At 39.4% G+C, this 26,349-nt stretch carries 31 protein-coding genes and 2 riboswitches; of the genes, 4 read left to right on the forward strand and 27 right to left on the reverse strand.

The genetic code is table 11. From position 1 onward, the window contains the following. Position 1 precedes the first annotated feature (1 nt). From rsmI to IGL13_RS10600, 11 genes are all read right to left on the reverse strand, one after another. On the reverse strand, positions 2-874 hold the full coding sequence (gene rsmI / locus IGL13_RS10550; RefSeq protein ID WP_002359438.1) for a 16S rRNA (cytidine(1402)-2'-O)-methyltransferase: 873 nt from the start codon (positions 872-874) through the stop codon (positions 2-4). Positions 875-986: 112 nt separating this feature from the next. Beyond that, the gene (locus IGL13_RS10555) at positions 987-1,334 is read right to left on the reverse strand and encodes a DNA replication initiation control protein YabA (protein ID WP_002356372.1); all 348 of its coding nucleotides are present in this window, start codon (positions 1,332-1,334) and stop codon (positions 987-989) included. Then, the gene (locus IGL13_RS10560) at positions 1,327-2,166 is read right to left on the reverse strand and encodes a PSP1 domain-containing protein (RefSeq protein ID WP_002356371.1); all 840 of its coding nucleotides are present in this window, start codon (positions 2,164-2,166) and stop codon (positions 1,327-1,329) included. The genes IGL13_RS10555 and IGL13_RS10560 overlap by 8 nt, the downstream gene beginning before the upstream one ends. Positions 2,167-2,282: 116 nt before the next feature. Continuing rightward, positions 2,283-3,233: a DNA polymerase III subunit delta' gene (holB, locus tag IGL13_RS10565; protein WP_002384059.1), complete on the reverse strand. Its 951-nt coding sequence runs from the start codon at positions 3,231-3,233 to the stop codon at positions 2,283-2,285. Position 3,234: 1 nt separating this feature from the next. Further along, positions 3,235-3,564, reverse strand: a complete 330-nt coding sequence (locus IGL13_RS10570; RefSeq protein ID WP_002356367.1) for a cyclic-di-AMP receptor — start codon at positions 3,562-3,564, stop codon at positions 3,235-3,237. Between the two features lie 19 nt (positions 3,565-3,583). Continuing rightward, positions 3,584-4,222, reverse strand: a complete 639-nt coding sequence (gene tmk / locus IGL13_RS10575) for a dTMP kinase (protein WP_002356366.1) — start codon at positions 4,220-4,222, stop codon at positions 3,584-3,586. A gap of 208 nt (positions 4,223-4,430) precedes the next feature. Beyond that, on the reverse strand, positions 4,431-5,027 hold the full coding sequence (gene recR, locus IGL13_RS10580) for a recombination mediator RecR (protein ID WP_002356363.1): 597 nt from the start codon (positions 5,025-5,027) through the stop codon (positions 4,431-4,433). A gap of 175 nt (positions 5,028-5,202) precedes the next feature. Further along, entirely contained in the window at positions 5,203-5,865 is a 663-nt protein-coding gene (gene tenA, locus IGL13_RS10585) for a thiaminase II (RefSeq protein WP_002378642.1), read from the reverse strand. 11 nt (positions 5,866-5,876) lie between these two features. Then, positions 5,877-6,530, reverse strand: coding sequence for a CbiQ family ECF transporter T component (locus IGL13_RS10590; protein ID WP_002362491.1), 654 nt, complete (start codon positions 6,528-6,530; stop codon positions 5,877-5,879). Continuing rightward, on the reverse strand, positions 6,521-7,879 hold the full coding sequence (locus IGL13_RS10595; RefSeq protein ID WP_002378643.1) for an ABC transporter ATP-binding protein: 1,359 nt from the start codon (positions 7,877-7,879) through the stop codon (positions 6,521-6,523). Before IGL13_RS10595 ends, IGL13_RS10590 begins: the two co-directional genes overlap by 10 nt. Continuing rightward, a complete protein-coding gene (locus IGL13_RS10600) occupies positions 7,876-8,439 on the reverse strand; it encodes an ECF transporter S component (protein WP_002359429.1) in 564 nt (187 codons plus the stop codon). Before IGL13_RS10600 ends, IGL13_RS10595 begins: the two co-directional genes overlap by 4 nt. A 104-nt stretch (positions 8,440-8,543) precedes the next feature. Continuing rightward, positions 8,544-8,634: riboswitch (TPP riboswitch) on the reverse strand. 179 nt (positions 8,635-8,813) lie between these two features. On the opposite strand from IGL13_RS10600, the gene IGL13_RS10605 reads away from it, so the two are divergent. Further along, positions 8,814-9,599 (forward strand): TraX family protein, encoded by a 786-nt coding sequence (locus IGL13_RS10605; protein ID WP_002362333.1) that lies wholly within the window; start codon positions 8,814-8,816, stop codon positions 9,597-9,599. Between the two features lie 163 nt (positions 9,600-9,762). Continuing rightward, a complete protein-coding gene (locus tag IGL13_RS10610) occupies positions 9,763-11,124 on the forward strand; it encodes an MFS transporter (protein ID WP_002362334.1) in 1,362 nt (453 codons plus the stop codon). 68 nt (positions 11,125-11,192) lie between these two features. Here the strand turns inward: IGL13_RS10610 and IGL13_RS10615 are convergent, their stop codons facing one another. Beyond that, on the reverse strand, positions 11,193-12,365 hold the full coding sequence (locus IGL13_RS10615) for an MFS transporter (RefSeq protein ID WP_002378645.1): 1,173 nt from the start codon (positions 12,363-12,365) through the stop codon (positions 11,193-11,195). Positions 12,366-12,509: 144 nt separating this feature from the next. Between IGL13_RS10615 and IGL13_RS10620 the strand changes: the two genes are divergently transcribed. Beyond that, a complete protein-coding gene (locus IGL13_RS10620; RefSeq protein WP_002356348.1) occupies positions 12,510-12,866 on the forward strand; it encodes a winged helix-turn-helix transcriptional regulator in 357 nt (118 codons plus the stop codon). A 93-nt stretch (positions 12,867-12,959) separates the two neighbouring features. On the opposite strand, the gene thiD is transcribed toward IGL13_RS10620, so the two are convergent. The 8 genes from thiD to galE all read right to left on the reverse strand — a co-directional run bounded on the left by thiD (position 12,960) and on the right by galE (position 20,476). Further along, positions 12,960-13,790, reverse strand: coding sequence for a bifunctional hydroxymethylpyrimidine kinase/phosphomethylpyrimidine kinase (gene thiD, locus IGL13_RS10625; protein ID WP_002362487.1), 831 nt, complete (start codon positions 13,788-13,790; stop codon positions 12,960-12,962). After that, positions 13,787-14,422, reverse strand: a complete 636-nt coding sequence (gene thiE / locus IGL13_RS10630) for a thiamine phosphate synthase (protein WP_002368794.1) — start codon at positions 14,420-14,422, stop codon at positions 13,787-13,789. The genes thiD and thiE overlap by 4 nt, the downstream gene beginning before the upstream one ends. Next, complete coding sequence (locus tag IGL13_RS10635) at positions 14,419-15,237, reverse strand: hydroxyethylthiazole kinase (RefSeq protein WP_002378646.1); 819 nt, start codon at positions 15,235-15,237, stop codon at positions 14,419-14,421. The genes thiE and IGL13_RS10635 overlap by 4 nt, the downstream gene beginning before the upstream one ends. Then, complete coding sequence (thiW, locus tag IGL13_RS10640; RefSeq protein ID WP_002356342.1) at positions 15,221-15,709, reverse strand: energy coupling factor transporter S component ThiW; 489 nt, start codon at positions 15,707-15,709, stop codon at positions 15,221-15,223. Before thiW ends, IGL13_RS10635 begins: the two co-directional genes overlap by 17 nt. A gap of 140 nt (positions 15,710-15,849) precedes the next feature. Beyond that, positions 15,850-15,938, reverse strand: a riboswitch (TPP riboswitch). Positions 15,939-16,085: 147 nt separating this feature from the next. Next, a complete protein-coding gene (locus IGL13_RS10645) occupies positions 16,086-16,400 on the reverse strand; it encodes a YbaB/EbfC family nucleoid-associated protein (protein ID WP_002382484.1) in 315 nt (104 codons plus the stop codon). A gap of 20 nt (positions 16,401-16,420) precedes the next feature. Then, entirely contained in the window at positions 16,421-18,181 is a 1,761-nt protein-coding gene (gene dnaX, locus IGL13_RS10650) for a DNA polymerase III subunit gamma/tau (RefSeq protein ID WP_002356340.1), read from the reverse strand. Between the two features lie 71 nt (positions 18,182-18,252). Continuing rightward, on the reverse strand, positions 18,253-19,503 hold the full coding sequence (locus IGL13_RS10655; RefSeq protein ID WP_002378648.1) for a UDP-glucose--hexose-1-phosphate uridylyltransferase: 1,251 nt from the start codon (positions 19,501-19,503) through the stop codon (positions 18,253-18,255). Further along, positions 19,484-20,476 carry a UDP-glucose 4-epimerase GalE gene (gene galE, locus IGL13_RS10660; RefSeq protein ID WP_010710225.1) on the reverse strand — a complete coding sequence of 331 codons (993 nt, stop codon included), beginning with the start codon at positions 20,474-20,476 and terminating at the stop codon, positions 19,484-19,486. The genes IGL13_RS10655 and galE overlap by 20 nt, the downstream gene beginning before the upstream one ends. Before the next feature lie 267 nt (positions 20,477-20,743). On the opposite strand from galE, the gene IGL13_RS10665 reads away from it, so the two are divergent. Then, positions 20,744-20,911 carry a DUF3042 family protein gene (locus IGL13_RS10665; protein WP_002356337.1) on the forward strand — a complete coding sequence of 56 codons (168 nt, stop codon included), beginning with the start codon at positions 20,744-20,746 and terminating at the stop codon, positions 20,909-20,911. A 162-nt stretch (positions 20,912-21,073) separates the two neighbouring features. On the opposite strand, the gene IGL13_RS10670 is transcribed toward IGL13_RS10665, so the two are convergent. The 7 genes from IGL13_RS10670 to IGL13_RS10700 all read right to left on the reverse strand — a co-directional run bounded on the left by IGL13_RS10670 (position 21,074) and on the right by IGL13_RS10700 (position 26,283). Next, positions 21,074-22,912: an FAD/NAD(P)-binding protein gene (locus tag IGL13_RS10670; RefSeq protein ID WP_002378650.1), complete on the reverse strand. Its 1,839-nt coding sequence runs from the start codon at positions 22,910-22,912 to the stop codon at positions 21,074-21,076. A gap of 13 nt (positions 22,913-22,925) precedes the next feature. Then, the gene (locus tag IGL13_RS10675) at positions 22,926-23,276 is read right to left on the reverse strand and encodes a DUF488 domain-containing protein (protein WP_002365077.1); all 351 of its coding nucleotides are present in this window, start codon (positions 23,274-23,276) and stop codon (positions 22,926-22,928) included. 121 nt (positions 23,277-23,397) lie between these two features. Then, positions 23,398-23,796 carry a rhodanese-like domain-containing protein gene (locus tag IGL13_RS10680; RefSeq protein ID WP_002356334.1) on the reverse strand — a complete coding sequence of 133 codons (399 nt, stop codon included), beginning with the start codon at positions 23,794-23,796 and terminating at the stop codon, positions 23,398-23,400. 15 nt (positions 23,797-23,811) lie between these two features. After that, complete coding sequence (locus IGL13_RS10685) at positions 23,812-24,783, reverse strand: ROK family glucokinase (RefSeq protein WP_002356333.1); 972 nt, start codon at positions 24,781-24,783, stop codon at positions 23,812-23,814. Continuing rightward, positions 24,784-25,002, reverse strand: a complete 219-nt coding sequence (locus IGL13_RS10690; RefSeq protein ID WP_002356332.1) for a YqgQ family protein — start codon at positions 25,000-25,002, stop codon at positions 24,784-24,786. It lies immediately after the preceding gene. 17 nt (positions 25,003-25,019) lie between these two features. Further along, positions 25,020-25,730 (reverse strand): rhomboid family intramembrane serine protease, encoded by a 711-nt coding sequence (locus tag IGL13_RS10695; protein ID WP_002362481.1) that lies wholly within the window; start codon positions 25,728-25,730, stop codon positions 25,020-25,022. Between the two features lie 10 nt (positions 25,731-25,740). Beyond that, positions 25,741-26,283, reverse strand: coding sequence for a 5-formyltetrahydrofolate cyclo-ligase (locus IGL13_RS10700; protein WP_002362346.1), 543 nt, complete (start codon positions 26,281-26,283; stop codon positions 25,741-25,743). Positions 26,284-26,349 lie beyond the last annotated feature (66 nt).

Below are 26,349 nucleotides of genomic sequence, written 5' to 3' on the forward strand. Positions count from 1 at the left end.
TTTAAATGGAATGATATTCTTTATATACTTCTTGTTTTTTTACATTTCTCAATTTGGCCACTTCTTTGATTGCCTCTTTTGAACTCCGTCCCTCTTCCTCCATTAAAACTTGCACATGTTCCTTGAGGGAAATAGCTGGCATTGCTGCTATTGTCTCTTTCTCACCAGTAAACCCGCTAACTAATAAACAACACTCGCCTTTTAGCGTATTTTCTGCTAAATATTCTGTTAGTTCTCCTAAGGTACCACGCAAATACTCTTCATGAAGTTTCGTTAATTCCCGACAAATCACAGCGGGGCGTTCTTGACCATAGACTTCAGCAAACGTTGCTACCGTTTTAGCAATCCGATAGGGGGACTCATAAAAAATCTGTGTCGGCCGTTCTTCTTTTAATGCTGATAACACGTCTTTCTGTTCTTTTTTCTTTCTTGGTAAAAAACCATAAAACGTAAATGGCTGTGGTAAAAGACCCGAGGCAATCAAGGCGGTCATTCCTGCCGTAGGTCCTGGCAAGGCAATCACTGCCAGTTCTTCTTCAAGACATGCTGTAACCAATTCATGACCAGGATCACTAATTGAAGGCATACCTGCATCGCTAACTTGGGCAATCGTTTCACCATTCAGCAATCGTGTAATCAGTTGAGGAATTCGCTCTTTGTAATTATGTTCGTGTAAACTAATTTGTGGTGTTGTAATCTCAAAATGATTTAGCAATTTTTGTGTGTTTCTTGTGTCCTCACTAGCAATCACCGTTGCTTCTTTCAATATGTTTAAACAACGAATACTCATATCTTCTAAATTGCCGATCGGTGTTGGGACAAGATACAATTTTCCTTTTGTTGTTTGCTTATCAAAACTTTTTTGTTTTTGCATAGCGCATCCCTCATTTTCCTTTTTCGTTCTATAAATAGATAAAGGTTTGATTTGACAATCGATTGACTGTCAAACCAAACCTTTCCTTTTTATTTGCAGTGTTCCACTAGACTTAACGCGTACGTTCCCCATAAATAACATCAAGACAAAAGGCACATTCTTCATCATTTTCACGTCTTGAACCATATAAAATATTGCAGACATGGAAGCCCTCTTCATAAAGTTTTTCCAAATTCATACGTGATTTTGATAGCTCTTGTTTTTCAGTTTCAGTTGTATTTCCTGCTAACTTATTCAGTTCTTGGAGATGCTCCCGTAAGCGTTGGTTTTCGATTTCCAACGTGGTATTTTTTTCTACCAACTCATGGAGTGCTGCTTTAATTTCTCTTAATTGTGTCACTGAACTGTCTAAATCAGTTTCCAACGAATTTAATCCATCATAGAGCGAACGTTTATCCATTTTGATCACCTTTTTCAGCAGCAACTTTCGCAGTAGCTTCTTTGATTTCTTCGTAATCATAATCCGCTGCGATTTCACGACCATGCAGACGAACTTTGACAATCCGACTTAATAGATTCAACCCGACGACTTTGCCTTTGCCATCTGGTGTTATTACTTCTTTTCCATAATCTGGTAATTCTTTTTTAGCGGCTTCATATTCGTCGTTTTCGTATTTCAAACAACACATTAAGCGGCCACATAATCCCGAAATTTTGACAGGATTTAAAGATAACCCTTGATCTTTAGCCATTTTGATTGAAACTGGCATAAAATCTCCTAGAAATGTTGAGCAACATAGTTGTCTGCCACAAGGGCCAATGCCACCTAATATTTTCGCTTCATCTCGGACACCAATTTGACGTAACTCAATTCGCGTCCGGAAAATAGCCGCTAAGTCTTTGACTAATTCACGAAAATCAATTCGCCCATCTGCCGTAAAGTAAAAAATCATTTTGCTACGATCGAAGGTATATTCTACTCGCACTAATTTCATTTTTAAGTCATGAGCTCGAATTTTTTCATTGGCAATGCTTTTGGCAGCTTCTGCATCAGCCAAATTTTTTTGTTCTTTTTCTAAATCATTGGCTGTTGCTTTATTTAAAATGGGTTTTAGGTCCTCTGGTAAATCGTCTGAATCGACTGTTTTTTTAGGAATAGCAACAGTAGCTAATTGTTTTGACTGTTGAGATTCAACGAGTACTTTCTCATTATAAATATACTCAGATTTTCCAGGAGCAAAATAATAGATATGACCGGCTTCACGGAAGCGAACTCCTACTACTTCTACCATTTTATTCCTCCTAATCTAGTTCAAGTGAACGTCGCTTCAATCGGTTAAGGAACTTGCTGAAACAATTAAGTTCCTACTATATTATGAAACTGAATGCCACTTGGCACTTTTTTCCTTTATGATTTAGGGTGAATCATTTGGATAACTAATTGTTCACAAACATTTTGCCAACTAACATTGGCAGTCCATTTTTGGCGTGCTTTCAAAATTAGCGCCAACCGTTCCGCCTGCTCTTCCGTTACTTTTTTGGCTTGCTGTGTCGCAACACTTTCTTCCAATAATTGACGGTAATAAACCATGAGCAAGTCAAAGCTAAGCGCTTGTTGTTCTTTTTCCTTAAATACTTTGACCATTTTCTTCTGAACGTAGATAAATGCCTGTAAATCATTACTTTTTAGATAATTAAACCATTGCAAAATGATTTCCCTAGCTTCATTAAACCATTCATCTTGAGAGATTTCAACTGCTTTCTCAAAACTATTTGTCAGCTCAGCTAAAAGGGTTGCAGTCTTTTCACCAATCCCCTGTTTGATTAAGCGATCAATTAATGTTTTTTTGACTAATGGTTGAAAATGTAAGGTTTGGCATCGTGATTGAATCGTTGGTAAAATTCGAGAAAGCGAAGTGGTTTCTAAAATAGCTAAAATTTGTCCTTCTGGTTCTTCTAAAAATTTTAAGAGACTATTGGCTGCGCCGGTACTCATTTTATCTGCTTCTTGAATTAAGAAAACTTTTTTAGCAGTCTCGACCCCACTTTTAGAAAACTCCGCTTTTAATTCACGGATTTGGTTCACTTTGATGGTTTGCCCATCTGGCGCAATTCTTAAAACATCTGGATGTTCATTTTCATTAATCCGCACACAATTATGGCATTCGTTACAAGGCTGTTGATTTACTAAATTCGTACAAAAGACATGTTTCGCCATCCATAAGCCAAATTCTTGTTTTCCAGTTCCTGTATCTCCTTCAAAAAGATAAGCATGGGCAAGACGACCATGCTCAAAACTTTTTTGGAGTTGCTTGTACAGCAAAGGTTGCATTTGCTGTAGCTGTTGTGCTTCATTCATCTTAATATTGATGGAATCCTTCAACTGGTAAGACGAAGCAAGTAGCGCCGCCTACTTCAACTTCCACAGGATAAGGAATTTGGCCATCCATTGTGATATCTAAAGTCACAGGTGTTGAAACATATTGTTTTCTTGATTGACATGTTTCTTTAATTAAAGCTAATGTTTCGTCGACACGTTCATCATCAATCCCAATAATAAATGTGCTGTTTCCCGCTTTTAAGAACCCACCTGTTGAGGATAATTTTGTAGCACGAATATTGGCATCAATAAATTCATTGGCTAATCGGTTACTATCTTTGTCTTGTACAATGGCTAAAATAATCTTCATGGTCTACACCTTCCTATAATTAAAAGTTTTCTGGATAACGTTCAATAATCGCCTGATACGTTGCTTCTACGACAAGTTCTAAACTCATCCGTGCATCAATCTTTTTGATACGTTGTGGATTTTCTTCTGCTAATTTCAAATATTCATGACGAACACGTTGATGAAATTCTAATCCTTCTGAATCTAAGCGATCAATTTGCTGTGTTCGATTTTCTTGAATCCGCCGTAAGCCAGTATCTGAGTCAACGTCTAAATAAATTGTAAAATCTGGTGAGACACCTTCTGTCGCAAACGCATTAATTGAAGCAATGGGGGCAATCCCAATTCTACGCCCAGCGCCTTGGTAGGCTAATGAGCTGTCAACAAAACGATCACATAGGACTAAATGACCTGCTTCCAAAGCTGGCAAGATTTTTTCCACTAAATGTTGACGACGAGCAGCTGCGTAAAGTAAAGCTTCTGTTCGCTCATCCATTCTGTCATTTCTTGGATCTAAAATAACTGTTCGAATCTTTTCGGCAATCGGTATGCCGCCTGGTTCTCTTGTAGTGACAATTTTTCGTTTTGACTCTTTAGCTAATCTTTCAGAAACTTCCTTCAAAACACTGGTTTTACCAGCGCCATCTGGACCTTCAAATGTGATAAAAATACCCTGCACGTGCGAAAACTCCAATCAATTTTTACTTGTATCTATTATACTTCATCTTGCTCTATCAGTCTAATTGAAATCCTTATGTCCTATTTAAAGTGATGCATCCGCTGAAAAAAAGAAACTGAAAAAGAAGTACGGAAAAGCTTGAACTGCGACATTTTCTCACAGAAACGACCTACTTCGATTTCAACTTCTTTTTCCAACGATGTTTCTTTTAAATTTCTCGACGTCCTTCGACTGCTTTTAGCAAGGTTATTTCGTCTGCATATTCAATATCGCTGCCGACAGACAAACCGTGTGCCAAACGAGTAACGGTGATTCCAGCTGGTTTAATGAGCCGTGATAAATACATCGCCGTCGCTTCTCCTTCAGTGGTAGCGTTGGTTGCTATAATGACCTCTTTCACTTCATCATCGTGCAATCGTTTGATCAAAGAGGCAATATTAATATCTTCTGGTCCTGTTCCTTCCATCGGTGAAAGCACCCCGTGAAGTACGTGATACAAGCCTTGATATTCACGCATTTTTTCCATTGCCATAACGTCTTTTGGTTCTTCCACTACTAAAATAATACTACGGTCACGATTTTTATCTTGGCAAATTTCACAAGGATCTTCTTCAGTAATATTTCCGCAAATACTACAGAAATGGAGATCTCTCTTGACACTAATTAGCGCTTTTGCAAAAGCATTAGCATCTTCTTCTTTCATATCAATTGTATAAAAAGCAAGCCGTGTCGCTGTTTTTTGACCAATTCCTGGTAATTTCATATAACTTTCAATCAATTTTGCAATCGGTTCTGGATAATTCATGAGGCTTCTACAGTCCTTTCTTAGCAAGGCGTTTCTGTTATTACTGAGCGAGTTACAACAGATTTTGCGTCACTGAATATCTTATCACGCCCTGTCAAAAAAGCAACTGACAATTACTGCTTTCTAATACAAAAACAAGTCGTTAGTTACGAGCACTAAACGACTTGTTTTTGTATTAACCAATCCAGGTTTCGTGTGTATAGGCCATTTCCCAAAAAGCGTATTCCATCTCACTGCTGATAACAAAAGCGGTGATCATAGCTGCTTGTTCTTGTGGTGAACTTTCTTCATATAATTGGTCTAACAGTTGGCGTTCCTCTTGGACGTGTTGGTACGCTTCCTCCCCAGCATAGGTTTCGATCCAACGTTGGTACAGTGGCTCTGGTGAGTGTTGTTTTACTAACTGTGCACCAATTTCTTGATAGAGCCAAGAACAAGGCAACATACTTGCTGCGGCCGTCTTAGGCGTTCCTTCAATAAGTTGGCGATACATATGAGAAACATAGTGATAAGCGGTTGGTGCAATCGGTGTCGCTGCAACTTCTTCTTCTGTAATCGCTAGTTCTTCAAAAAAAGTGTCACGAATAGCTAATTCGCCCAACGCGAGATTTTCCGCATTTGTTAAGAGTAATTTTTTCAATCGAGGTTGTTGCGTTTGTGCCGCAATCAAGCGATAAAGTTGACTAAAATGTTTTAAATAGTAATGATCTTGAATTAAATAGTAGCGAAAAATCGTTGGACTCAAGGTTCCTTCATGTAACTCTGTGATAAAAGGATGCTGAAAACTTCCTTGCCAAGAAGCTTGCGCTTGATCTTTGGCTTGTTCTGTAAATGTCATAGGTTTCTCCTTTACGTTAGAAAAATAAACAAATTTGTAAAAATGATGATCAAAATAGCAAGCCCCAGACTGACTTTTGCTGACACAAAATGCTCTTTTCGACTTCTGGTGGCTCCTTCTTCATAGCCATGGGCAGACATTGCTTCCGTATATTTATCTCGCCAAGAAACAGCAACGAGCAGTGTTTTAACATAAAGCATCGGCGACCAAAAATGAAACGTTTTGCCACGGAGTAGGCTCGCTTCTTTTAAATCATTAATTTCTCTTTTCACTTCCGGTAAGGCGTGAACCACCACTAAAATTCCATAAACAAAGTTTGGTGCTAGCCCCTTTTGTTCCAATAACAACAATAATTCTTCAAAATCAACGCCTACAGCAAAAGCTAGTCCTAAACCGGCAAAGGCATACGTTCGACTAAACAAAAGCCAGGCTTGTTGACTACTCGTACCATGCAAATAAATAGACCAAAACGTCCCGATTGCTGGTAAAAGTGGCAAGAAAAATAACCAAAGCAGTAAGCGGGATTTTCGCTGGCCTATTAAAAAAATGACACAACCCATAAAAACCGCCAAATTTGCCAAAATTGACTGAGAAAAAGATAATTCAAAGGTCAAAATAAGAATCAAAGAAGCATAAATTGCTGCATTTGTTTGCTTTATTTGCATGTGGTTCCCTCCTGCCAGATAATCAGTTGTTGCTGCAGCAATTCTATTCTGTAATTGCTCACGCCAGAGAGAGGTTCTAGCCGATGCGTGACGATTAGAAAATCTTGTTGCGCACTTTTTTCTTTGATCCATTCAACAAAATAATTGCATGCTCGCTCATCTAATCCAGCAAAAGGTTCATCTAAAAGTAAACAGTCCAAATCTAAGCTCAGCAAACTAATTAATTGCACCATCTTTTTTTGCCCTTCACTTAGTTGAAAAACACTGTGCTCTAGTTTTTCTTTTAAACCTAAAAAAGTTAAGGCTTCCTCTTGTTTTCTTCTTTTTTCTGCTGTCATGTTCTGACCAAACAAAAGCTCTTCTCGTAAAGTCAACGTGACAAACTGACGATTGGCTTGTTGCACCGCTAATGTCATGTGTTGATACAATTTTTTTGAAGCCCGCAAGCGGCGGCCTGCCAAGAACATTTTCCCTTGATATTTTTGTCTCTGAACGATGGCTTTTAATAAGGTGGATTTTCCCGCCCCATTTGGCCCCGTCAACGTGGTAATTCCTTTAAACAAAAGCGCTTCTTTTTCTTCAAGTAGCACTCGTTTTCCCTGAGACAAACGAAAATTTTTCAATTGGAGCATTGGTTGTTTTACCACAGAAGTTGTAAGCTGAAATGTCTGCGGTTTTGTTTTGATAAACGTCAACGGTTGTTTTTCAAACTGGCCGTTTTTCAACGTGACGACTTGGTCCACAACATCAGCGTAATCGTTGAAATCGTGGTCGCACACCAAAATCGTTTTGCCTGCTTGATGGAGTCTTGCTAAAATTTGAATAAATTGTTTTCGAGAGGTTGGATCAATACTTGCAAAAGGTTCATCTAATAAAAGAATATCTGGGTTCATTGCTAGCAGAACTGTCAACGCCGCTTTTTGTTTTTCACCACCAGATAACGTCGCTAATTCTCGTGTGAATAAGGTTTGAGTCTGAACAAGTTGAAGCGCTGTTTGGATTTTTCGGTTCATTTCTTCAGGCGAGATTCCTAAATTTTCTAAAGCAAAAATCAGTTCTCGTTCCAAGGTTTTCATTGTAAATTGTTGACTGGGGTTTTGAAACAGCATGCCAATTTTTTGCGTCTTTTCACGAGTTGATAATTGTCGGCGTTCCATTCCTTCAATCAAAATTTCTCCTTGGTAATCAAGCGGAGCAAATCCGGCAATCAATCGTAAGAGCGTTGATTTTCCACTACCACTATCGCCAATTAATAAGGAAAACGTTCCTTGAGGAATTGCTAAATTTGTCTTTTCAAACAAGGGTTGTTCTCGTGAAAAGGACACAGCTTTTAATTGGATACTATTCATTTTGCCTTCACAGCTAACCCTTGCGCAGACTGATACATTCGTAAAATAACCTTCGTTAAGAAAATACCAAAGAAACAAATAGAAACGAATCGAACGCTAATTAAAGCAATGTTCATCCCCAGACCGTAATTGCCATAACCAAACTTAAAGTATTCATACACATAACTAAAAATAGTCGTCCCAATCGCACTATAAAATAACGTTAGTGTATCGTACCGTTTGTAGCGTGTCACAAAAAAGCCACTTTCACTACCTAGGCCTTGAATCACACCAGAAATTAATACACTAGGTCCGAAATACGAACCATAAAGCATTTCTGCCAAAGCGGCTAAAACTTCCGCCAAAACAGCACTTCCCGCTCGTGGAATCAGCATCGCTGCAATTGGTGCCACCATGGTCCACATTCCAAATAAAAGCTCATTGGCAAATGGACTCAGGCCTAATGGTAACAGCGCAGCATTCAATAACGCATAGAGGAACCCTGCCCCCATAAAAACACCGCCAAACAAAAAGGCTAAAAAAGCGAGTAAGACGACTTGTTGCAATGACCATTTTTTCAATAAAAAAACTCCTTTCTCTTAACAAAAAGCAAAAGGAGTGACTTAAATAAACCCTGATAAAAGAAAACACACTCATCCTAGGACAGAATGAGTGCGTGAAAAATCAAAGTAAATCGGCATTTCCCTGCGACAGTACTAACTGCATCAGGTTCAATGGGTATCATCTCAGCCATAACAGCACCCCAAATGTTTTTTATTAAAATGTACTTTTACTATAGCATAGAATAACTATAAAAACTAGTCTTGGCACTTTTTTTCTTTCATCAAAAGCTGAAGAAATCAAACAATTTTGTAAGATAACTGTTAGGCAAATAAATGGTTGGTTTTTCTGGACTTTGTTATATTGTTCTTTATGAAAGAGAGGCGTTTATACTATGGGTAAAACATTAACTGGCTTTCATTTGAAAGTCATTGGGGTTATTTCAATGGTCTTTGACCATCTATTGCAATTTTTTAGTTTTTTAGGTGTGCCTGGTTGGTTCGGATGGATTGGACGAATTGCTGCACCTATTTTCTTATTTGAAAGTTCTGAAGGCTTCATTCACACAAGCAATCGGCGAAAATACATGTTCCGGTTATTGTTAGGCTTCTGGATTATGGGGATTCTGAACGGCATTTTAAATGCGTATTTTTCAACAGGTGGCTTAATTATCAATAATATTTTTGGGACGTTATTTTTAGGTACGGTCTACATGCAGTCTATGGACTATTTTAAACAAAAACAAATTGGTAAAGGGCTTCTTTGGTTTATTGTGCCTTTATTAATCAGTGCTCTACCTCTCGTTGTTTTTAGTTCTCCAGACATATTAAGCAACCCTGCTATCTTAATTGGTTTCCAACTTTTCAATCTGATTGTGCCATCACTAATGATGACAGAAGGTGGGTTTTTATTTGTTCTCTTGGCCGTGGCTTTTTATTTATTCCATGGCAAAAAGTGGTTACAAATTTCAGCAATTGGCGTTGTTGCGTTGATTTCAGCAGCCAGCTATAATTTCCAAGAACTATTCGGGGTGAACCACCAATGGATGATGATTTTAGCAGCGATTCCAATTGTTCTTTATAATGGTGAAAAAGGCCGTGGCATGCGGAATTTCTTTTATATTTTCTATCCAGCTCACATTGCTATTTTTGCAATTATTAGTTTCTTCATGCAACGTTAATTATTTTCTGCTTGACGATTGCCTAAAAACTGTTTACAATGCAACATGTAAACAAATCGTACAGATAACACGCAAGTTGCGTGTCGAGAGAGAGGCGGTTTCTATTCTTATAGAAACTGCTTCTATTTTTTTACGAAAAAATGAAAACTATAGAGGTGATTAAATGGAACAAAAAAACGTACGATTATTCCCTGCCGTTTTAGCGACAGGAATTATGTCTTTTGCTGGCGTATTAATTGAAACAGCAATGAATGTAACCTTTCCGACATTAACAAAGGAATTTGGTGTTTCCACCGGTACCGTGCAGTGGGTGACAACGATTTATTTATTAGTTATTTCTATCATGGTGCCCTTATCCAATTATTTATTAAAAACCTATTCGTTAAGACGCTTATTTATTGTTGCGAATCTTTTCTTTTTGATTGGTTTAGCGATTGATGTCTATTCGCCATCTTTCAGTATCTTGTTATTAGGCCGACTCTTCCAAGGGGCTAGCACTGGGATTGCTTTGCCACTGATGTTTCATATTATTTTGAACTTTACCCCGCTGGAAAAACGGGGAACGATGATGGGGGTAGGCACATTGACCACTTCAATTGCTCCAGCCATTGGTCCAACGTATGGTGGAATTTTAACATCTTCCCTATCTTGGCACGCCATCTTTTTATTCTTAATTCCTGTTTTACTGCTTTCTTTGTTTATGGGATTATCTGCTATTCCAGAAATACCTGTTAAAAAAACCACCACTCTTGATTTGGTTAGTTTAATTGGTATTGCCCTGTTATTTAGTGGTTTGTTGATGTTTTTAAGTAAAATTGGTACATTGTTTGGCTGGCTTTCACTTCTGGCAGCCGTTATTGGCTTTGTTATTTTTTATAAACGAGCAACGACCGCTGAACAGCCACTAGTACGTTTGACAATTTTAAAAAATCCCGCCTTTGTTTTATTTTTATGTGGCTTTTTAGTTTGTCAATTCTTATTGTTAGGTATTTCCTTTGTCTTACCAAACTTTGTTCAAATCGTCCTTGGAAAAAATGCGTTTGTAGCTGGGCTAGTCATGCTGCCAGGTGCTACAGTTGGGGCCATTTTGGCACCACTTTCTGGACGAGTGTTGGATCAATACGGCGCTAAAAAACCTATATTATTTGGCTTAAGTTTGGCGACAATCGGTTGGCTAGCTTTAACAATTTTACTAGAGATGCCTGTTTTATTAGGATTCGTCGCTGGACATGTTACCTATATGATTGGTCTAGGTTTTGCATACAGTAATATGATGACGACTGGTATGAGCTTGTTAGAGGAGAAAGATTTTGGCGACGGCAATACGTTATTTAATACACTTCAACAATTTTCTGGCGCTATTGCGACGGCCATTGTAGCGACGATTATTAATATCGCTCAAGACCACGCAGATAATTTTGCTCAGGGGACAACGATGGGCTCACTCATTTCTCTGATTTTCTTGCTAACCTTATTAGTGATTGTTTTGATTGCTTGCTGGAATTATTTCCGCAAAAAAGCTTAAAAAAAAGCAGCTGGTCAGTTCCATAGTGACCAGCTGCTTTTTTTAGTTTTCTAAAGATAGTTGTTTTTTTATGCTTCTTGCTTCCGAATATAAAGTACGAACAAGACAGCAATTAGCACGATAAAACCACCAAAAATCGGTGTATATGTTACTGATAAATGATCTGTGACCATCCCACCTGTCATTGAGCCAACGGTAATCCCAATATTAAAGGCTGCAATATTAAAAGCTGAGGCCAAAGTGATATCTTCTGGAACATACTTTTCCGCTAATTCTACAACATATAGTTGTAAACCAGGTACATTCATAAAGGCAAATAGACCCAACATCAAACTTCCTAATAAGCCTAGAAGACTGTTATCCATTAAAACAGTAATGAATAAAAAGACTAAGGACAGAATTAATAAGCTAAACATTTTTACTAACGAATCTAAAGGTTTTTTATTTGCCCAGTGACCACCTACTGTATTGCCAATTGCGACCATTACGCCATAAACAACTAAAATAATCACTACCGCATTGGCTGAAAAGCCTAAATTTTCCAATAACGGTGACAAGTACGTATATGCAGCAAACGTTCCACCATAACCAAAAGCAGTAATTAGAAAAGAGAAAACGAGGGGTTTGTTCGTAAAAATCCGCGTGATTCCTTTTAAGTCAACCTTCCCTGGTATCGGTAAATTTTTGGGAACTAAAAAATAACTAGCAATCAGTCCCACCAAGCCAATACTGGCTATAAAAAGAAAGGACATATGCCAAGCTGTTTGTTGCCCAATAAACGTCCCTAAAGGTACGCCAGTCACTGTTGCAACCGTTAACCCCGTAAACATAATAGCAATGGCACTGGCTCGACGTGATGGCGGCACAACATCTGCGGCGATGACAGTCGAAACAGACATGAAAATGCCATGCGCCAATGCAGAAAGTATCCGCCCTACTAATAAAATAATAAACGTTGGCGCAAACGCAGCAATTAAATTCCCACTAATGAAAAGAAGCATAATCCCCAGCATTAATGAGCGACGATTCCATTTTCCTGTCAAAATTGTTAATAACGGCGCCCCAATCGTCACACCTAAAGCGTACAAAGAAACAGTCAAACCTGCTTGGGAAAGACTAATATGAAAACTTTTAACAATCATTGGTAATAAACCCACACTAATAAATTCTGTTGAACCGATTGCGAAAGCATTGATAGCTAATGCAAAGAGCGTTAAATTTGGTGAAATTTTCTTTTCCATTCTCTTCCTCCTAAAAAACATTTGAATTTCAACAAAAATTACTATATACTAAGATTGAAATTTTGATAAGTACCTACTTTTTTGTATCATAGGTACCTTTTAGTAACTTTTGTTTATTATCAACCTATTAAGGAGGAATGTTTTTTGGAAACTCGTACATATGCGATTGGTGTCGAAGCAACGATGGATGTTATTGGCGGTAAATGGAAACCAATTATTCTGTGTAATTTACGGCACGGCGCCATGCGCCCCAGCGATTTAAAACGCGGTATTACTGGCATTAGTCAAAAAATGCTGACACAACAATTACGGGAACTCGAAGAAGACAACATTATCGAGCGGAAAGTTTACAACCAAGTTCCACCAAAAGTCGAATATTATTTAAGCGATTATGGTCAAAGCCTCTCTGCTGTCTTAGATAACTTATGTAATTGGGGAGAATCCCACGTGGCTCATTTGCAAGAACAAGGCCAAGAAATTTATTTAAAATGTGAAGATTAGTGAACAAAACGTTTATAAACTATATCAAAAAAGAGCTTTAAGCTATTTAAGAGCCTGGGGAAAAATCTAAAATGATTTTTCCCCAGGCTCTTCTTATGCTTTAATAACTTGAATATCTTGCGTTAATTGGGCCCAATGATTAGTAGGTCCGTGACCATGTCCAACAGAAATTGCTTGGCTAATGGCCCCTTGTATAAACTGTTTGCCAATCACAATCGCCGCTTCTAACGGCGTACCTTTTGCTAATTCGGCTGCGATACACGCTGAAAAAGTATCTCCTGTTCCATGAGTATTTTTCGTTACAATTCGTGGTGCACTTAGCCAAAAGCTCGAACCGTCTTCCATTAACACATAATCAGCCGCTTGTTGATTTGTGCTATGTCCGCCTTTCATAATAATATTTTTTGTGCCCAATTGCTGTAATTTTTTTGCTGCGGTCTGCATTTCTTGTTCTGTCTTGATGGTCGTCTCTAGTAAAACTTCCGCTTCTGGTAAATTAGGTGTCACGACCGTTGCTAATGGCAACAGTTGCTCTTTAATTGTTTGAACTGCCTCGGCTTCTAACAAATGATGTCCACCTTTAGCCACCATTACAGGATCGACAATCAACGGACCAAAATCAACTTTCTGCAAATTGCGAACAACAGCTTCGACACGCTCACTATCTGCTAACATCCCCGTTTTCGCTGCCCCAATTTTAAAATCAGCCGCCAGTGATTGAAATTGTGCATCAATAAATGAACTAGGAATCGGTAAGCTATCTTGCACGCCATACGTATTTTGTGCCGTCAATGCAATGACAATATTTAAGCCAAATGCCTGCCGTGCTTGAAATGTTTTTAAATCTGCTTGCATGCCAGCTCCCCCACCAGAATCAGAACCAGCAATCGTGACTACTTGTGGGGTCAAATTATATTCGGTCATTTTCTCGCCTCCAACATTCGCTCCGTTACACGCATCAACCCTTGAACTTTCTCGGTTATCTGTTCAGCCAGCATAATTTCACTGACCAGTGAAACACCAGCCACTCCCGTTCCCATAAGTTGTTCTATATTTTCTTCTTTGATTCCACCAATCGCTACAACAGGAATCGTGACTGCTGCGGCAATTTCAGAAAGTGTCTGCAAAGAAGTTAACGGACTGTCCTTAGTCGTTGTGGGGAAAATTGCGCCCACGCCTAAATAATCGGCGCCCTCGTTTTCCGCTTCAACTCCTCGTGCCACCGTTTTGGCTGAAACACCTACGATTTTTGTGGACCCAACCAGTTTTCGCACAAGAGCAACCGGTAATTCATCATCCCCTATATGCACACCTGCCGCATCCACTGCCAAGCAAATATCGACACGATCATTAATAATCAACGGAATCTGATACGCATCTGTTACCGCTTTAACTTTCACTGCTAATTCGTAAAAGCGCCGTGTTGACACTTCCTTTTCACGCAGTTGGACCAATGTCACTCCACTGCGACAAGCAGTTTCAATTCGTTTTAAAAATTCAGTATCACTAAAATCATACCGGCCTGTCACCAAATAAACTTTCAATTGCTCTCTCATAGCACTCGTCCTTTCACCGCCTCAAACCAATCCTTCTCCTTCATTAAAAGAGATAACTGATTTAACGTATTTTGGCGAAAATCGGCCAGCCCTTGGCTCTTAGTCTTGGCTTTTTCTCCGCAAAGATTAAAATAGCTCACTGCGGCTACTGCCGCAGTCATTGGCGCGTTGCCTTCACCTAATAAAGCGGCAACTAACGCGCCGACTAAATCGCCCGTGCCAGTGAAACAATCCAACTCAGGAACGCCATTTTGTAAGACAATCACTTGCTCTTGACTAACCAAAACATCTTGAATCCCTGTTGCTAAAAATACCGTCTGGGGAAACTTTTGCGTTTGTTCACGTAAAGCCTGAATCAGTTCCTCAATTGCTTCTTCACTTTGATCCAAAGGGCTGCCATCTACTCCTCGACCATGACTCACCAACTGGCAAAAAGTCCGCATTTCTGAAAGATTCCCTTTCACAACGGTTGGCTGATTGTGCACCAGCTTTTCCCCGACTTCATTGCGAATATCACTAGCGCCATAACCAACTAAATCGACTACGGTCGGTTTATTCACTTGCCGAGCATAATCACTAGCTGCTAACAAGCTCTGCTCTCGTTCTTGTGATAAATGGCCTAAATTCAAAACCAAGGCACTGGTTTGCTGAAACAACTGCGGAAATTCCCGGGGATCATCTGCCATAATAGGCTTAGCATCAATATAAAGTAATGCATTCGCCATAGACTCACACGTAATTTCATTCGTAATGCACTGAATTAATGGTGCCGTTGTCAGTGGAAAAATCGTTTCAAACTTAACGCTTGTTTTCATAAAAGTACCCTCCCAAAAATAATTCCTGTGTTTGTTTAAATACCCGAGTTTCTTTCAGTTTTACTAAGACAAGCCAAGCAATCACTGAACCAATCAGTGTGGCACCAATAAATCGTGGTGTATAAATGAACCAATAAAAATTCTGCTTACTGCCAGTAAACCAAACCATTACAGGATAGGACAATAACGAGCCAATGATGCCTGTCCCAAAAATTTCTCCTAGCATCGACCAGCCTAATTTTTGTCCCCATTGATAAAATAAACCAGCAAAAAACGCGCCAAAGACGGCACCTGTTAACGCTAATGGCGGAATACCTAAGAACGTCATACGGATTAAGCCGCAGACAAGTGCCATGAGCGTTCCGTAAAGAGGACCTAATAAAACTCCGGCAATAATGTTCATGACACTGGACATAGGGGCCATTCCCTCAATTCTCATTAACGGCGATAATACGACGTCCATCGCAATCATTAAAGCTAGTAACGTAACTCTGTGGATTCGATTTTTTTCCACGTAAAAAAACTCCTTTCTGCGAGAAGCAAAAGGAGGCGCGACTGAAAAAGACAGAAAAACCCAACCACAAATAAACGTAGTTGGGTGCAATAATCGGTCAAAATTTCAAGACATTTCCCTGCGCCAGTCCTAACTGTTTCAGGTTCCATGGGTATAATCTCAGCTAATAGCACCCCAAATGTTTCTCTTCAATTGGCTTTAGTATAGCATAGTTTTTTGGAAGCGACTACTAAAATTGCCAAAGAGTTTTCCCACAAAAACAGAAAAAACGTCATGCCCAAAAAGTTCGATTTTTTGGGCATGACGTTTTTCATACTTTCGTTTGTCTTATTTTTTAGAATCCTGGCATTCCTTTGGTGTATTTACCTAAAGTTGCTTCGGTTTCTTTTTCAATTTTTACTAACGCGTCGTTGACAGCCATAATGACTAAATCTTGTAACATATCAACGTCTTCAGGATCAACCACGTCTTCTTTAATGGTCAAATCTTTCATTGTGCGATCACCAGTAAATGTCGCTGTCACAAGTTGATTGGTGGCTTCACCGATAAATTCTTTTTCATTTAGCGCTTCCTGCGCTTTGGCCATTTCTTTTTGCATTTTTTGTACTTGTTTCATCATGCCTTGCATGTTGCCCATTCCTCGCATCATAATTCCTCGACTCCTTCGTATTAATCATCTAGTACTTCGACAAGCTCTTCACCAAACATAGCGATTGCTTCATCTACTACTGGATTTTCTTGTGAATGTTCATTTGTTACAGGCGGTTCGTCCGCTAGACGAGCCATTTCATTTTCAGGTTCAGAATGATTCAAACTGCCCTGATTTTGGTTAATAAAACTTTGTCTTAGTTTTGGCCAGCTTTCTCTAGTAATACAGACCATCTCTGGTGTATAGTCCATCAAACGGCTTAAATTATTATTGAAAGCTAACTGCATCTCTTCATCGTCTGTTGCACGAGCACAAACAATCTCATAGTCAAATGCCACCACGATGCCCTTAGGACTCGCTGCGACAGGTTCACTAGCCTTTAGCATCGCTCGTTGAGTCACAGATAATGTTTGCAGTAAGTCTTCCCAGACATTTTTCACATTCATTAAATGTGTTCTAGTCGCTTCGTTTAAGACTTGATATACCCGTTCTGTGGGTACACGGAACGAACTTTTTGGCGCTTGTGGTCGTGCTTGTTGACGTGGCGCATCTGCTTCTTTGGCAGCTACACCGTGTTTCTTTAATTCAGCCAGTTCTTTCTTCAGTTGCCCGATTTGATTTTGTAAATCTGCTAATTCTGGATTTCCCTCTGCACTACCATCTTGATTAGCTGTTTCTGGCGTGTTGTGTTTATTGGGTTGCACCGTTTTAGCTAATTTGACAGTGGCTACTTCCAGATAGATATTCGCATTGTTGGTAAAGCGGATCTCATTTTGTGTGTCACTTAAAATTTGGATTAGTTGGTAGATTTTTTCAGCAGGTGTTTGTGTAGCTAGTTCCTTAAATGCTTCTGTCAAAGTTCCTGCTTTTTCTGCTAATAACTTCGGTGCTTGCTGATACATCAGCAAATCTCGACAATATAATAACAAATCTTCTAAGAAACGGCGCGCTTCTTTGCCTTCGCCTAAAATACTTTCCAAGCCTTCTAATGCTCGTTCAACATCACCGGCGACACAACACTGAATATAATGATCCATCATTTCATAGGTTAGGCTGCCTGTCACTTGCATTGCATCTTCCAGTGTTACTTTTTCATCACTAAATGAAATCGTTTGATCCAAGATACTCAAGGCATCTCGCATCCCACCTTCCGCAGCACGCCCAATCACATAAAGGGCTTGTTCCTCATAATCGAGAGCCATTTCCTGCATGATATGGGCCATATGATCGACGATATCTTGCGTACTAATTCGCTTAAAATCAAAGCGTTGCGTCCGTGAGATAATCGTTAACGGAATCTTGTGTGGTTCAGTCGTTGCTAAGATAAAAATAACATTTTGTGGCGGTTCTTCCAAGGTTTTTAAAAGTGCATTGAACGCGCCTGTTGATAGCATATGAACTTCATCAATAATATAAACTTTGTACTCGGCTTGTGTCGGTGCATACTTTGCTTTATCACGAATATCACGGATTTCTTCCACGCCATTATTACTCGCCGCATCAATTTCAATGACATCATTTAAACGACCTTCCGTAATGGCTACACAGGTTTCACAAACATTACAAGGTTCACCATCTTGACTATGTTTACAGTTAATCGCTTTAGCGAAAATTTTTGCGGCACTGGTTTTACCTGTACCACGAGGGCCAGTAAATAAATAGGCATGAGATGTTTTCTTTTGCACTATCGCATTTTTCAGTGTCTGAGTAATTGCTTTTTGTCCTACTACGTCATCGAAACGTTGTGAACGCCAGACCCGATAAAGTGCTTGATAAGCCATTTTTTACCCTCCCTTATTTTTCATTCTTATCTATTATACGTGATTTTTAGTCATTCGGCATCTTTTTTCTTTTAATGAGTCACTGGCGCAACCATTGCTAAAAAAGCCGCTTTTCCTTCACTTGTTTCTGCAAACGCACTGGCTTCTTTTAATCGCTGTTGATACGCTGAAGCGACAGTTTCAAGTGCCTGCGTTTTCTGATTGCTCCAAGTCGTTAAACCTTGGACTTCTGCTAACGTTAACGAAGGCTTTGCTTGAGGTCGACTAAAAATTAAGTCCATGACATATAAAAGTTCTTTTCGTCGGGCAACGATTTGTATCTCATCCGTTGGCAGTTTCAGCGTTTGCCATTGCTCAAAAATATCATTTGCGGCTTGGGCAACTTCTGACGCATTCGGTCCCTCTAGGCGAAATGTTGCAACTGGCCAATTCACCATTCCTGCGTTGATTAAAGGATAGTTAGCTAACTCAACATATTCTGAAATGCTCGCTTCGGCTAATGGAAATTGTTGCAAACCCGTTTGATAATAGACATGCTCATTTTGTTCAAAGACAGCATCAATCCCAGCAAAATAATGAGGAAAGACCTCAACAATTTTCAACAATTGCTGAAAAGTCTTAACTGAACGTTTCGCTGCCTGATGTTTTTCAAACGCAATCACACCTTGTTGCTGATATTGTGCCTGTTTTACAAAGGAAAACCCCCAGCTTTCGCCATCTAAGTTCATTCGAATCACTCGATGGTTCGTAGTCGCAGGAAATTGCTGACTTCCCTGGTAGCCTTCTGTTGCCATGCACCATTCACAGCGGGGATAGTTTTGTGCAGAGAGCGTTGCTTTTGGCGCCTCACTGTGGACCTTATTTGCTAAAAAATCACCATAGACTGTTGAAAAAACAACAGGTTTTTCCTGTTCAATGACCGTACCGTTTTTTTGACAAAGTTGGTAAAAATACTCGGTAGCCTCTTGTGGCTCTTTAGCATAATGTTGTGCAAAAAAAGCATTAACCACAGAAGGTGGCGGTGTTAACAAATCCATCAATTGCACCATGAACTGTTCTTTTTGTTGCTCTGTTTTTACAAGTTGGTTGGCACTCGCAATTTGACACAATTGTTCCGCCAAATCAGCGGCGGGTGTTGCCACAGGCCGTATGTCTACTTCGCCTAATTCTTGTTCACCAATCATTGATAATAAACGGTTCTGAAGATATAAGCGATCCAATTCCATCCAACCACCTGCTTGAATAGCAAGTGTGGTAAAATCGGCAATCATTTGACTCGTGGTCATCGATTCATTCCTCCTATTACTTTTCTTGATATCCATGTGGATGAGCTTGGTGCCATTGCCAAGCGGTGGCGATAATGTCCTTGACCTCAGTTACTTCTGGTTGCCAGCCTAAAACTCGTTTGGCTTTTTCACTAGAAGCAATTAATGTACTAGGATCCCCTGCTCGGCGTGGCGCGATTGTCGCAGGGATTTCTTGACCTGTTACTTCGCGAGCAGCATCTAACATTTCTTTAACAGAATAGCCGTTGTTGCTACCCAGGTTAAAGACGTCACTTTCGCCGCCATTTTTCAAGTATTCTAAAGCCAAAATATGTGCTGCAATCAAGTCTTCAATATAAACATAATCTCGAATGCACGTGCCATCTGGTGTATCATAATCATCCCCAAAAATACTTAGCTCTGCTCGTTGGCCTAATGCCACTTGTAAAATAATTGGCACAATATGCGTTTCTGGCGTGTGATCCTCACCAATTGAGGCATCTTTTTTTGCTCCCGCAACATTAAAATAACGCAAAGCAACATATTTCATTCCATAAGCGTTGTCGCACCATTTCATGATTTTTTCCATCATTAATTTACTTTCCCCATACGGGTTTTTAGGATTCGTTGGGGTTTCTTCTGTAATAGGCATTGCTTTTGGTTCGCCATAAGTGGCCGCTGTGGAAGAAAAAACAATGTGTTTCACTCCGAATTCTTGCATAACTTCCAAGGCAATTTGAGTGCCGTGAACATTGTTATTGAAATACATTAACGGTTGCTCCACGGATTCTCCTACTAAAGAATTGGCCGCAAAGTGCAACACCCCTTCAATTGATTCCTTTTCAAAGACACTACATAAAAAAGCTTTATCACGAATATCGCCTTCATAGAAAGTCGCTTGTTCATGAACTGCTGAACGATGCCCCGTTAATAAATTATCAACAACCACAACGGCATATCCTTTTGAAATTAATTGATCAACGGCATGTGAGCCGATGTAGCCTGCGCCACCTAATACTAAAATAGACATAAATACGCTCCTTTTACTCCCTAATTTCTTTTTCTATTGTACCATTAAATAAGGTTTACTTCTGAATTATTTCATTTTGTAAACAGGATTTAATTTGGCCATTTCTCCTTATTCATTTTTCCTATAAAAATACAGAAAAGACTTGGTAAATTTTAACAAATCTCTAAATTAGTCGTAGAGTTTATGAAAAATCATTGTAACTATTGGATTTTTTTGCTTTTTTCCGTCATAATAGAAACAAATACAATTTGAAAGAAGGAATGAACGATGAAAAAATTTGTATCAGGTATGTTAGTCGGTACTGCTATCACAGTTGCTGCTTTAGCCGGTGTGGCTACAACTATTAAAAAAACAGTCATTGATCCAATTGAAGAAAAAGAAGATATGATTGAAGAAAACCGTAAAAAAGCGATGCGTAAACGTATTGCACGTTAAAAAATAGCTGTGACGTTGAGATAAAAAATCTAACGCCAAGAAATCAACAGAAGCGCTTCTGGCTCTGTTGATTCTCTTAAGCATAACAAGTGGTCATCCATCGCTTTGATGGATGACCACTTGTTATGCTTTCTTTTTTACCAAAGGAGCTGACTATTTTTCTTAACTATTAAAAATAGTAGCAGCAATCCGATCCATATCGCGCATATTCCAAGGATCCACACCAGGACGAGCTGCAGCGGCTGTTAACCAATGAATACCTTCTGTTGGAATACCACAACTAAAAAGGCCTGTCGCCACCTGTCCATCTTTTGTGATGACTTGATTCGTGGCAGGCACAATCAAGAGTGCACCTGTTTTGACTATTTGACCATCGGCTAATGCTAGTTGATGGAGCGTAGCTAGCTTATCGGCTAACAACTGCCTCGTTAAAGGATTCAAACTTTTTTCATTATTGACTTTGGGAATGCGCGCTTCAATTAAAAAGTGACTATTATACCGATTTTCCGGAAACAAATTAGCATAAGTAATAAATTGACCCGCTTTCATTTCGACACGCATTTCTGGCCCCAGAATCGTGACTAATCCCAGTTCAACTAACGCCTGTAGCTCTTCTGTTCTTTCAACAGAAGGTCCCACTGACAAAAAGGTATTCAACGGGGTAAACCAATGCCACAACCACTTTTGACTCTCGTCATTCGTTAATAACCCTTCATCCAAAACAAAGCGAATCTGATCTCTTAAATCTTTTAAACTGTCTAAAGCAGTGGTCAAAGGACCGCTAAGATTGCCTTTCTCTGCTTCTTGAATATCCCATTTTAAATACTCTAGTAAAAACGAACGAAAACTTTCATGAGTGGTTTTCTTTGTTTCAGGATGTTCTAACGCTTGCCAATCAAACCAATCTTGTTTTTCAAAGTGGGCTAGGCTTTCCGGCGCTCCCTTGGTTTGAATAAACAGCTGTTGAAAGGCCTCTTTAGAAAGATGCGGATATTTTTCTTCGATTAAGCAAGTGTAATACACATATTCCACTTCTTTTTTTAAATACCCAAAAAACTCTGCGCCTGTAACCTGTCCTTTTTTACGACATTCAGCTAAATACGTTTCGGTTAAAAAAACAGGCTGATAGGCTTCCCCGTAGCCTTTTTGATTAATCCCTCGAGGATGAGAAGGAAAACCGCGACCAGAACCAGCAATAATAATAGGCTCTCTTCCAGAAGTTTCATAACGTAAGCGGCCATTTTGACGAGAAAAAACACCCCCGCGGCCAATCGTCAAGGCAGATAAATAGTCAAAAAATGCCAAACCTAAGCCTTTTAACACAACGGGTTGTTTTGCAGGTATATTGGCAAGTGCCAATAAAGCATCCGCCGCATTTTTAGGAGAAGAATAAAACAAACGATGCTCCTTGGCGTAGTCCGCCAGCTCTTGTTCAACAGTCGTTAATTCATTTTCTTGGTGACCCAAAGCTAAAATTACTTTGTCTGCCGTAAACTCAATGGATTGAGTATACACATAATAGTTATCCTCTCCTGCCCGCACAGCAGTTACTGGCTCTTTAAAAAACGTCAGCGATGTTTGTTCGTTACACCTCGTGGCTAAATACGTATAAAACCATTTTTGGTACATGCCATAAAAAGCCCTCGAGCAGTGATCATTCGGTCCAAGGCGATGACATTCTTTCAACAACTCAAGATAATTATAGGGTTGTTGCTGTTGAATGTACTGCGCAGCTTCTGTTTGGGTCCATTCATAGAGAGTGGGGCCCTTGACAATTGGTCCTTCGCCACTAAAAGATTCATCTGTAAATAAAGTGACTTGACTAATCACGGTGTTCATTAATAAATAATTAGGTTGCTCTGCTCGCCAAATTTTCCCACCTGGACCGTATGGATCAAACAACGTGAGCTGAACATTTATTTCCGTTTTACGAGCCCATTCAATGACTCGTTCTGCAGCTGATAAGCCTCTGGGTCCAGCACCTACAATTGCAATTTTCATCCAATCACCTACTCTATTTTTCTAATAATTCTTTTAAGACAACCGCTTGATTATGCACTGTATCTTTCGCCCCATAGACCAGCGTGACTACTGGCTGATTTTTTACAATCGTCTGTAACTGCTTAAACGCTGTGGCAGTTGGCTCATGTTTCAATTCTTCTTGGTATTTTTGTTTAAACTCGGGATATTTATTTACTTCATGATTAAACCATTTCCGTAGCTCTGTACTTGGGGCCACTTCTTTGAGCCATTCATCTAACTTTTCAGATTCCTTGGATTTTCCTCGTGGCCAAATACGGTCAACTAAAACACGGTAGCCATCTTGCTCTGTCGGTGCTTCATATGCTCGCTTGATTTGAATCATCTGCCTTCACCTCTTCTCTTTATTGTAGCTCAAAAAGTGAGGACTGACAAAAAGCAACATCTCTATTAAGCTTTCCTATACAAAAAGAGTTGGTCTCAATGAAGACCAACTCTTTTTGTTATTAACTATTTCTCTTTTTCACTTTCCCAGTCCAGCCATCATAGCCGCCTTTTAAAATATAAATATCAGTATAGCCATTTTTGCGTAATAAATTAGCTGCTCGGATACTTAAAGCTTTCTTCTGATCATAAAGATAAACAGGTTGATCCTTACGAAGAGAACCAATTGTTGTTTTTAACATGCTGTATGGCATGCTGCGCGCCCCTAAAATATGCCCAGCATCAAATGTATCTTTCTCACGAACATCAATCACTTGTGCTTTACGCATTGTTTCTTTAAATTCTTCTTCCGTCAGCATTTTTGCTGAACGTTTCACCATAATTTTCAAATATAATTCATTGAATACCATCGCTAGTACAATAACTAGCAAAATGCCATTGATTACCCATAAAATACTCATTCTAAAAAGCCCTCTCTATTTCTCTTTTGAAAATTGTAATGCTAGTGAAGCGGCACCAATGACGCCGGCCTCATTACCTAGCTCTGCTAATTTGATTTTTGTACTATTTCGAACTTGCGGGAAGGTAAATTCTTGGAAATATTTTTCGACACGACTACGTAAAAATTCTCCTGCTGCAGAAACACCTCCACCGATAACCACGCTATCTGGATTTAACGTGTTGCCTAAGTTTCCTGTGGCTAAGCCTAAATAGAAGCAAACACGATCCACAACCATTAAAGCAAAATGATCGCCTTTTTCGGCAAATTCAAAAACGTCTTTACTTGAAACATCCTGTCCATCATCAATCGCTTGTTTCAGTTCAGAGTCACCTGCAAACTCTTCTGATAAATGACGTGCAACACGAACGACACCAGTGGCACTAGAAACAGTTTCTAAACAGCCACGTTTCCCACAGGTACAGTCAAAGCCGTTAGGATCAACCGTCACATGCCCAACTTCACCAGCGCAGCCAGCAACACCGTGGAGCAATTCTCCCGCTGCAACAATGCCTCCGCCGACACCTGTTCCTAAAGTAATAAAAATCACGTCGGGATTGTTTTCCCCCGCGCCTTTCCAACGCTCACCTAAAGCGGCAACATTGGCATCATTATCTAAGGCAAACGGAATTCCTAAAGCAGATTCGATTTGTTCTTTGACAGGCTGTACAGTCGTCCAGTTTAAATTATAGGCACCTACAACAGTTCCTTTTTCAATGTCGACACTTCCTGGTGTTCCCATACCAATTCCCACAAAATCTTCTTTTTTCATATTATAAAGATCTATACGGTGACGAATACTTTCAATAATTGATGGCACAATATGCTTGCCATCTTCTAAAATATTCGTTTCAATACTCCATTTTTGTTGAACAACGCCATCGGTTGTTAAAATAGCAAATTTGATGGTCGTTCCACCTAAATCAATCCCAATAATCTTCTTATCCATTTAGTCGATTCCTTTCTGCTTCCCTCTAGATTCTTCTATTCGATGCTCTCTTTGCAAAATATGCCGGGCCTGTAAATACGTATCTCGGTCTACCAATTGACCTTCATACAATTTTTTTAATTCAATCATCATTAACTCAATATCATAAATCCGTGCACCGACATAAATATACATCCCAAACTGTTTAAAAAGTTGTTGTACATCATATAACGTTTCCATACGAAAACACTTCCTTATTATACAGGTAAACCGTATTTTTTAAAACCCAATAACAGACAAATTACGACAAGAAAAATAAAAATTAACGTGGCCATAATTCGCTCGTGCTTATTAAATGCTTCTTCACGATTTGGAACAGCAAAAGCCGTCGCTACTAATAGTCCACCAATTAGACCGCCAACATGACCCATCATATCTACAGAGCTACTAAACAAGTTAAATAACAAATTAATCACAATAAACATTGAATAGCGTTGCACCATATACATAATCGCTGGATTGTCTCTAAAATGGCGTCCTAAAATAACAAATGCGCCGAACAAACCAAAAAGCGCTGTACTAGCACCCGCTGAGACACTGTTGGGTGTCCCAAAGGCAAAACTGGCGATATTTCCAGCAATCCCACTCAATAAATAAATTCCCAAATAGCGCCAATGCCCATAAATTGCCTCAACCTGTGCGCCGATATAATAAAGAGTAACCATATTCAAAATAATATGCATAAATCCAATGTGAAGAAACATTGGCGTGATAAACCGCCAGTATTCATGATTTTGAGCTACCAGTGGACGAACCATTGCTCCCCAATTAACTAAGTTTAAAATATTTTCTGATCCTCCAGTTAATTCCAATCCAAGGAAAACAATGATTGAAATACCTAAAAGGGCATACGTAATGAACGGCTGATTTTTTAGCCGTTTCAATTTCATTTCTGTTTGATAATTCATTCCATTCCTCCTATTGTATAAATAATTGTTCGATTGGCTGATCAAACGCTTCTGGTTGCCATTGCTCATGGAGTTGTTCACTAAAAACTAAACTACATGCATGGCCCGAAAAATGTTCCAAATAACGATCATAAAAACCACCGCCGAAGCCTATTCGATAGCCAGCACGATTGAAAACAATCCCTGGCACAATCAATAAATCAATCGCTGTAGCTGTTATTTCTGCCGCTGTTAACGGAGGTTCTTCCACGCCAAATGCACTGGTATCATAAACCGTCTCTGGAAAGACTTGATAAAAGTGCATTTTGCCTCCTTTAAATGTTCGCGGCACCGCCACTTGCTTGCCCTCTTGCATGGCCCGTTCGAAAATTGGCTGTGTTGATAATTCTAGCGGTAACGACCGAATCATTCCGATTGTTTGTGCTTGTTGCCATTGCTGACTAGCAAACAACTGTTCATAGAGACTTGATTCTTTATGTTGTTTAATTTCTGGATGTTGTTTTAGCCATTCCAGGGCAGTTAAGCCCACTTTTCTCAACTTGTTTTTCTCCATGTACACCTTCAACCCCTTTTCTGTTAAGTTTATAGAAAGTGTTCTTAAAAAACAAGCTGATTCCCC

This window comes from Enterococcus sp. DIV1937 (assembly GCF_050535975.1).
Classification (GTDB): Bacteria; Bacillota; Bacilli; order Lactobacillales; family Enterococcaceae; genus Enterococcus; species Enterococcus faecalis.

What these genes read in the sequence shown, in the direction of transcription:
- rsmI (WP_002359438.1), bottom strand. Translation starts at nt 874, where the DNA reads ATGCAAAAACAAAAAAGTTTTGATAAGCAAACAACAAAAGGAAAATTG.
- IGL13_RS10555 (WP_002356372.1), bottom strand. Translation starts at nt 1,334, where the DNA reads ATGGATAAACGTTCGCTCTATGATGGATTAAATTCGTTGGAAACTGAT.
- IGL13_RS10560 (WP_002356371.1), bottom strand. Translation starts at nt 2,166, where the DNA reads ATGGTAGAAGTAGTAGGAGTTCGCTTCCGTGAAGCCGGTCATATCTAT.
- holB (WP_002384059.1), bottom strand. Translation starts at nt 3,233, where the DNA reads ATGAATGAAGCACAACAGCTACAGCAAATGCAACCTTTGCTGTACAAG.
- IGL13_RS10570 (WP_002356367.1), bottom strand. Translation starts at nt 3,564, where the DNA reads ATGAAGATTATTTTAGCCATTGTACAAGACAAAGATAGTAACCGATTA.
- recR (WP_002356363.1), bottom strand. Translation starts at nt 5,027, where the DNA reads ATGAATTATCCAGAACCGATTGCAAAATTGATTGAAAGTTATATGAAA.
- tenA (WP_002378642.1), bottom strand. Translation starts at nt 5,865, where the DNA reads ATGACATTTACAGAACAAGCCAAAGATCAAGCGCAAGCTTCTTGGCAA.
- IGL13_RS10590 (WP_002362491.1), bottom strand. Translation starts at nt 6,530, where the DNA reads ATGCAAATAAAGCAAACAAATGCAGCAATTTATGCTTCTTTGATTCTT.
- IGL13_RS10595 (WP_002378643.1), bottom strand. Translation starts at nt 7,879, where the DNA reads ATGAATAGTATCCAATTAAAAGCTGTGTCCTTTTCACGAGAACAACCC.
- IGL13_RS10605 (WP_002362333.1), top strand. Translation starts at nt 8,814, where the DNA reads ATGGGTAAAACATTAACTGGCTTTCATTTGAAAGTCATTGGGGTTATT.
- IGL13_RS10610 (WP_002362334.1), top strand. Translation starts at nt 9,763, where the DNA reads ATGGAACAAAAAAACGTACGATTATTCCCTGCCGTTTTAGCGACAGGA.
- IGL13_RS10615 (WP_002378645.1), bottom strand. Translation starts at nt 12,365, where the DNA reads ATGGAAAAGAAAATTTCACCAAATTTAACGCTCTTTGCATTAGCTATC.
- thiD (WP_002362487.1), bottom strand. Translation starts at nt 13,790, where the DNA reads ATGACCGAATATAATTTGACCCCACAAGTAGTCACGATTGCTGGTTCT.
- thiE (WP_002368794.1), bottom strand. Translation starts at nt 14,422, where the DNA reads ATGAGAGAGCAATTGAAAGTTTATTTGGTGACAGGCCGGTATGATTTT.
- IGL13_RS10635 (WP_002378646.1), bottom strand. Translation starts at nt 15,237, where the DNA reads ATGAAAACAAGCGTTAAGTTTGAAACGATTTTTCCACTGACAACGGCA.
- thiW (WP_002356342.1), bottom strand. Translation starts at nt 15,709, where the DNA reads ATGATTGCGATGGACGTCGTATTATCGCCGTTAATGAGAATTGAGGGA.
- IGL13_RS10645 (WP_002382484.1), bottom strand. Translation starts at nt 16,400, where the DNA reads ATGATGCGAGGAATGGGCAACATGCAAGGCATGATGAAACAAGTACAA.
- dnaX (WP_002356340.1), bottom strand. Translation starts at nt 18,181, where the DNA reads ATGGCTTATCAAGCACTTTATCGGGTCTGGCGTTCACAACGTTTCGAT.
- IGL13_RS10655 (WP_002378648.1), bottom strand. Translation starts at nt 19,503, where the DNA reads ATGGATATCAAGAAAAGTAATAGGAGGAATGAATCGATGACCACGAGT.
- galE (WP_010710225.1), bottom strand. Translation starts at nt 20,476, where the DNA reads ATGTCTATTTTAGTATTAGGTGGCGCAGGCTACATCGGCTCACATGCC.
- IGL13_RS10665 (WP_002356337.1), top strand. Translation starts at nt 20,744, where the DNA reads ATGAAAAAATTTGTATCAGGTATGTTAGTCGGTACTGCTATCACAGTT.
- IGL13_RS10670 (WP_002378650.1), bottom strand. Translation starts at nt 22,912, where the DNA reads ATGAAAATTGCAATTGTAGGTGCTGGACCCAGAGGCTTATCAGCTGCA.
- IGL13_RS10675 (WP_002365077.1), bottom strand. Translation starts at nt 23,276, where the DNA reads ATGATTCAAATCAAGCGAGCATATGAAGCACCGACAGAGCAAGATGGC.
- IGL13_RS10680 (WP_002356334.1), bottom strand. Translation starts at nt 23,796, where the DNA reads ATGAGTATTTTATGGGTAATCAATGGCATTTTGCTAGTTATTGTACTA.
- IGL13_RS10685 (WP_002356333.1), bottom strand. Translation starts at nt 24,783, where the DNA reads ATGGATAAGAAGATTATTGGGATTGATTTAGGTGGAACGACCATCAAA.
- IGL13_RS10690 (WP_002356332.1), bottom strand. Translation starts at nt 25,002, where the DNA reads ATGGAAACGTTATATGATGTACAACAACTTTTTAAACAGTTTGGGATG.
- IGL13_RS10695 (WP_002362481.1), bottom strand. Translation starts at nt 25,730, where the DNA reads ATGAATTATCAAACAGAAATGAAATTGAAACGGCTAAAAAATCAGCCG.
- IGL13_RS10700 (WP_002362346.1), bottom strand. Translation starts at nt 26,283, where the DNA reads ATGGAGAAAAACAAGTTGAGAAAAGTGGGCTTAACTGCCCTGGAATGG.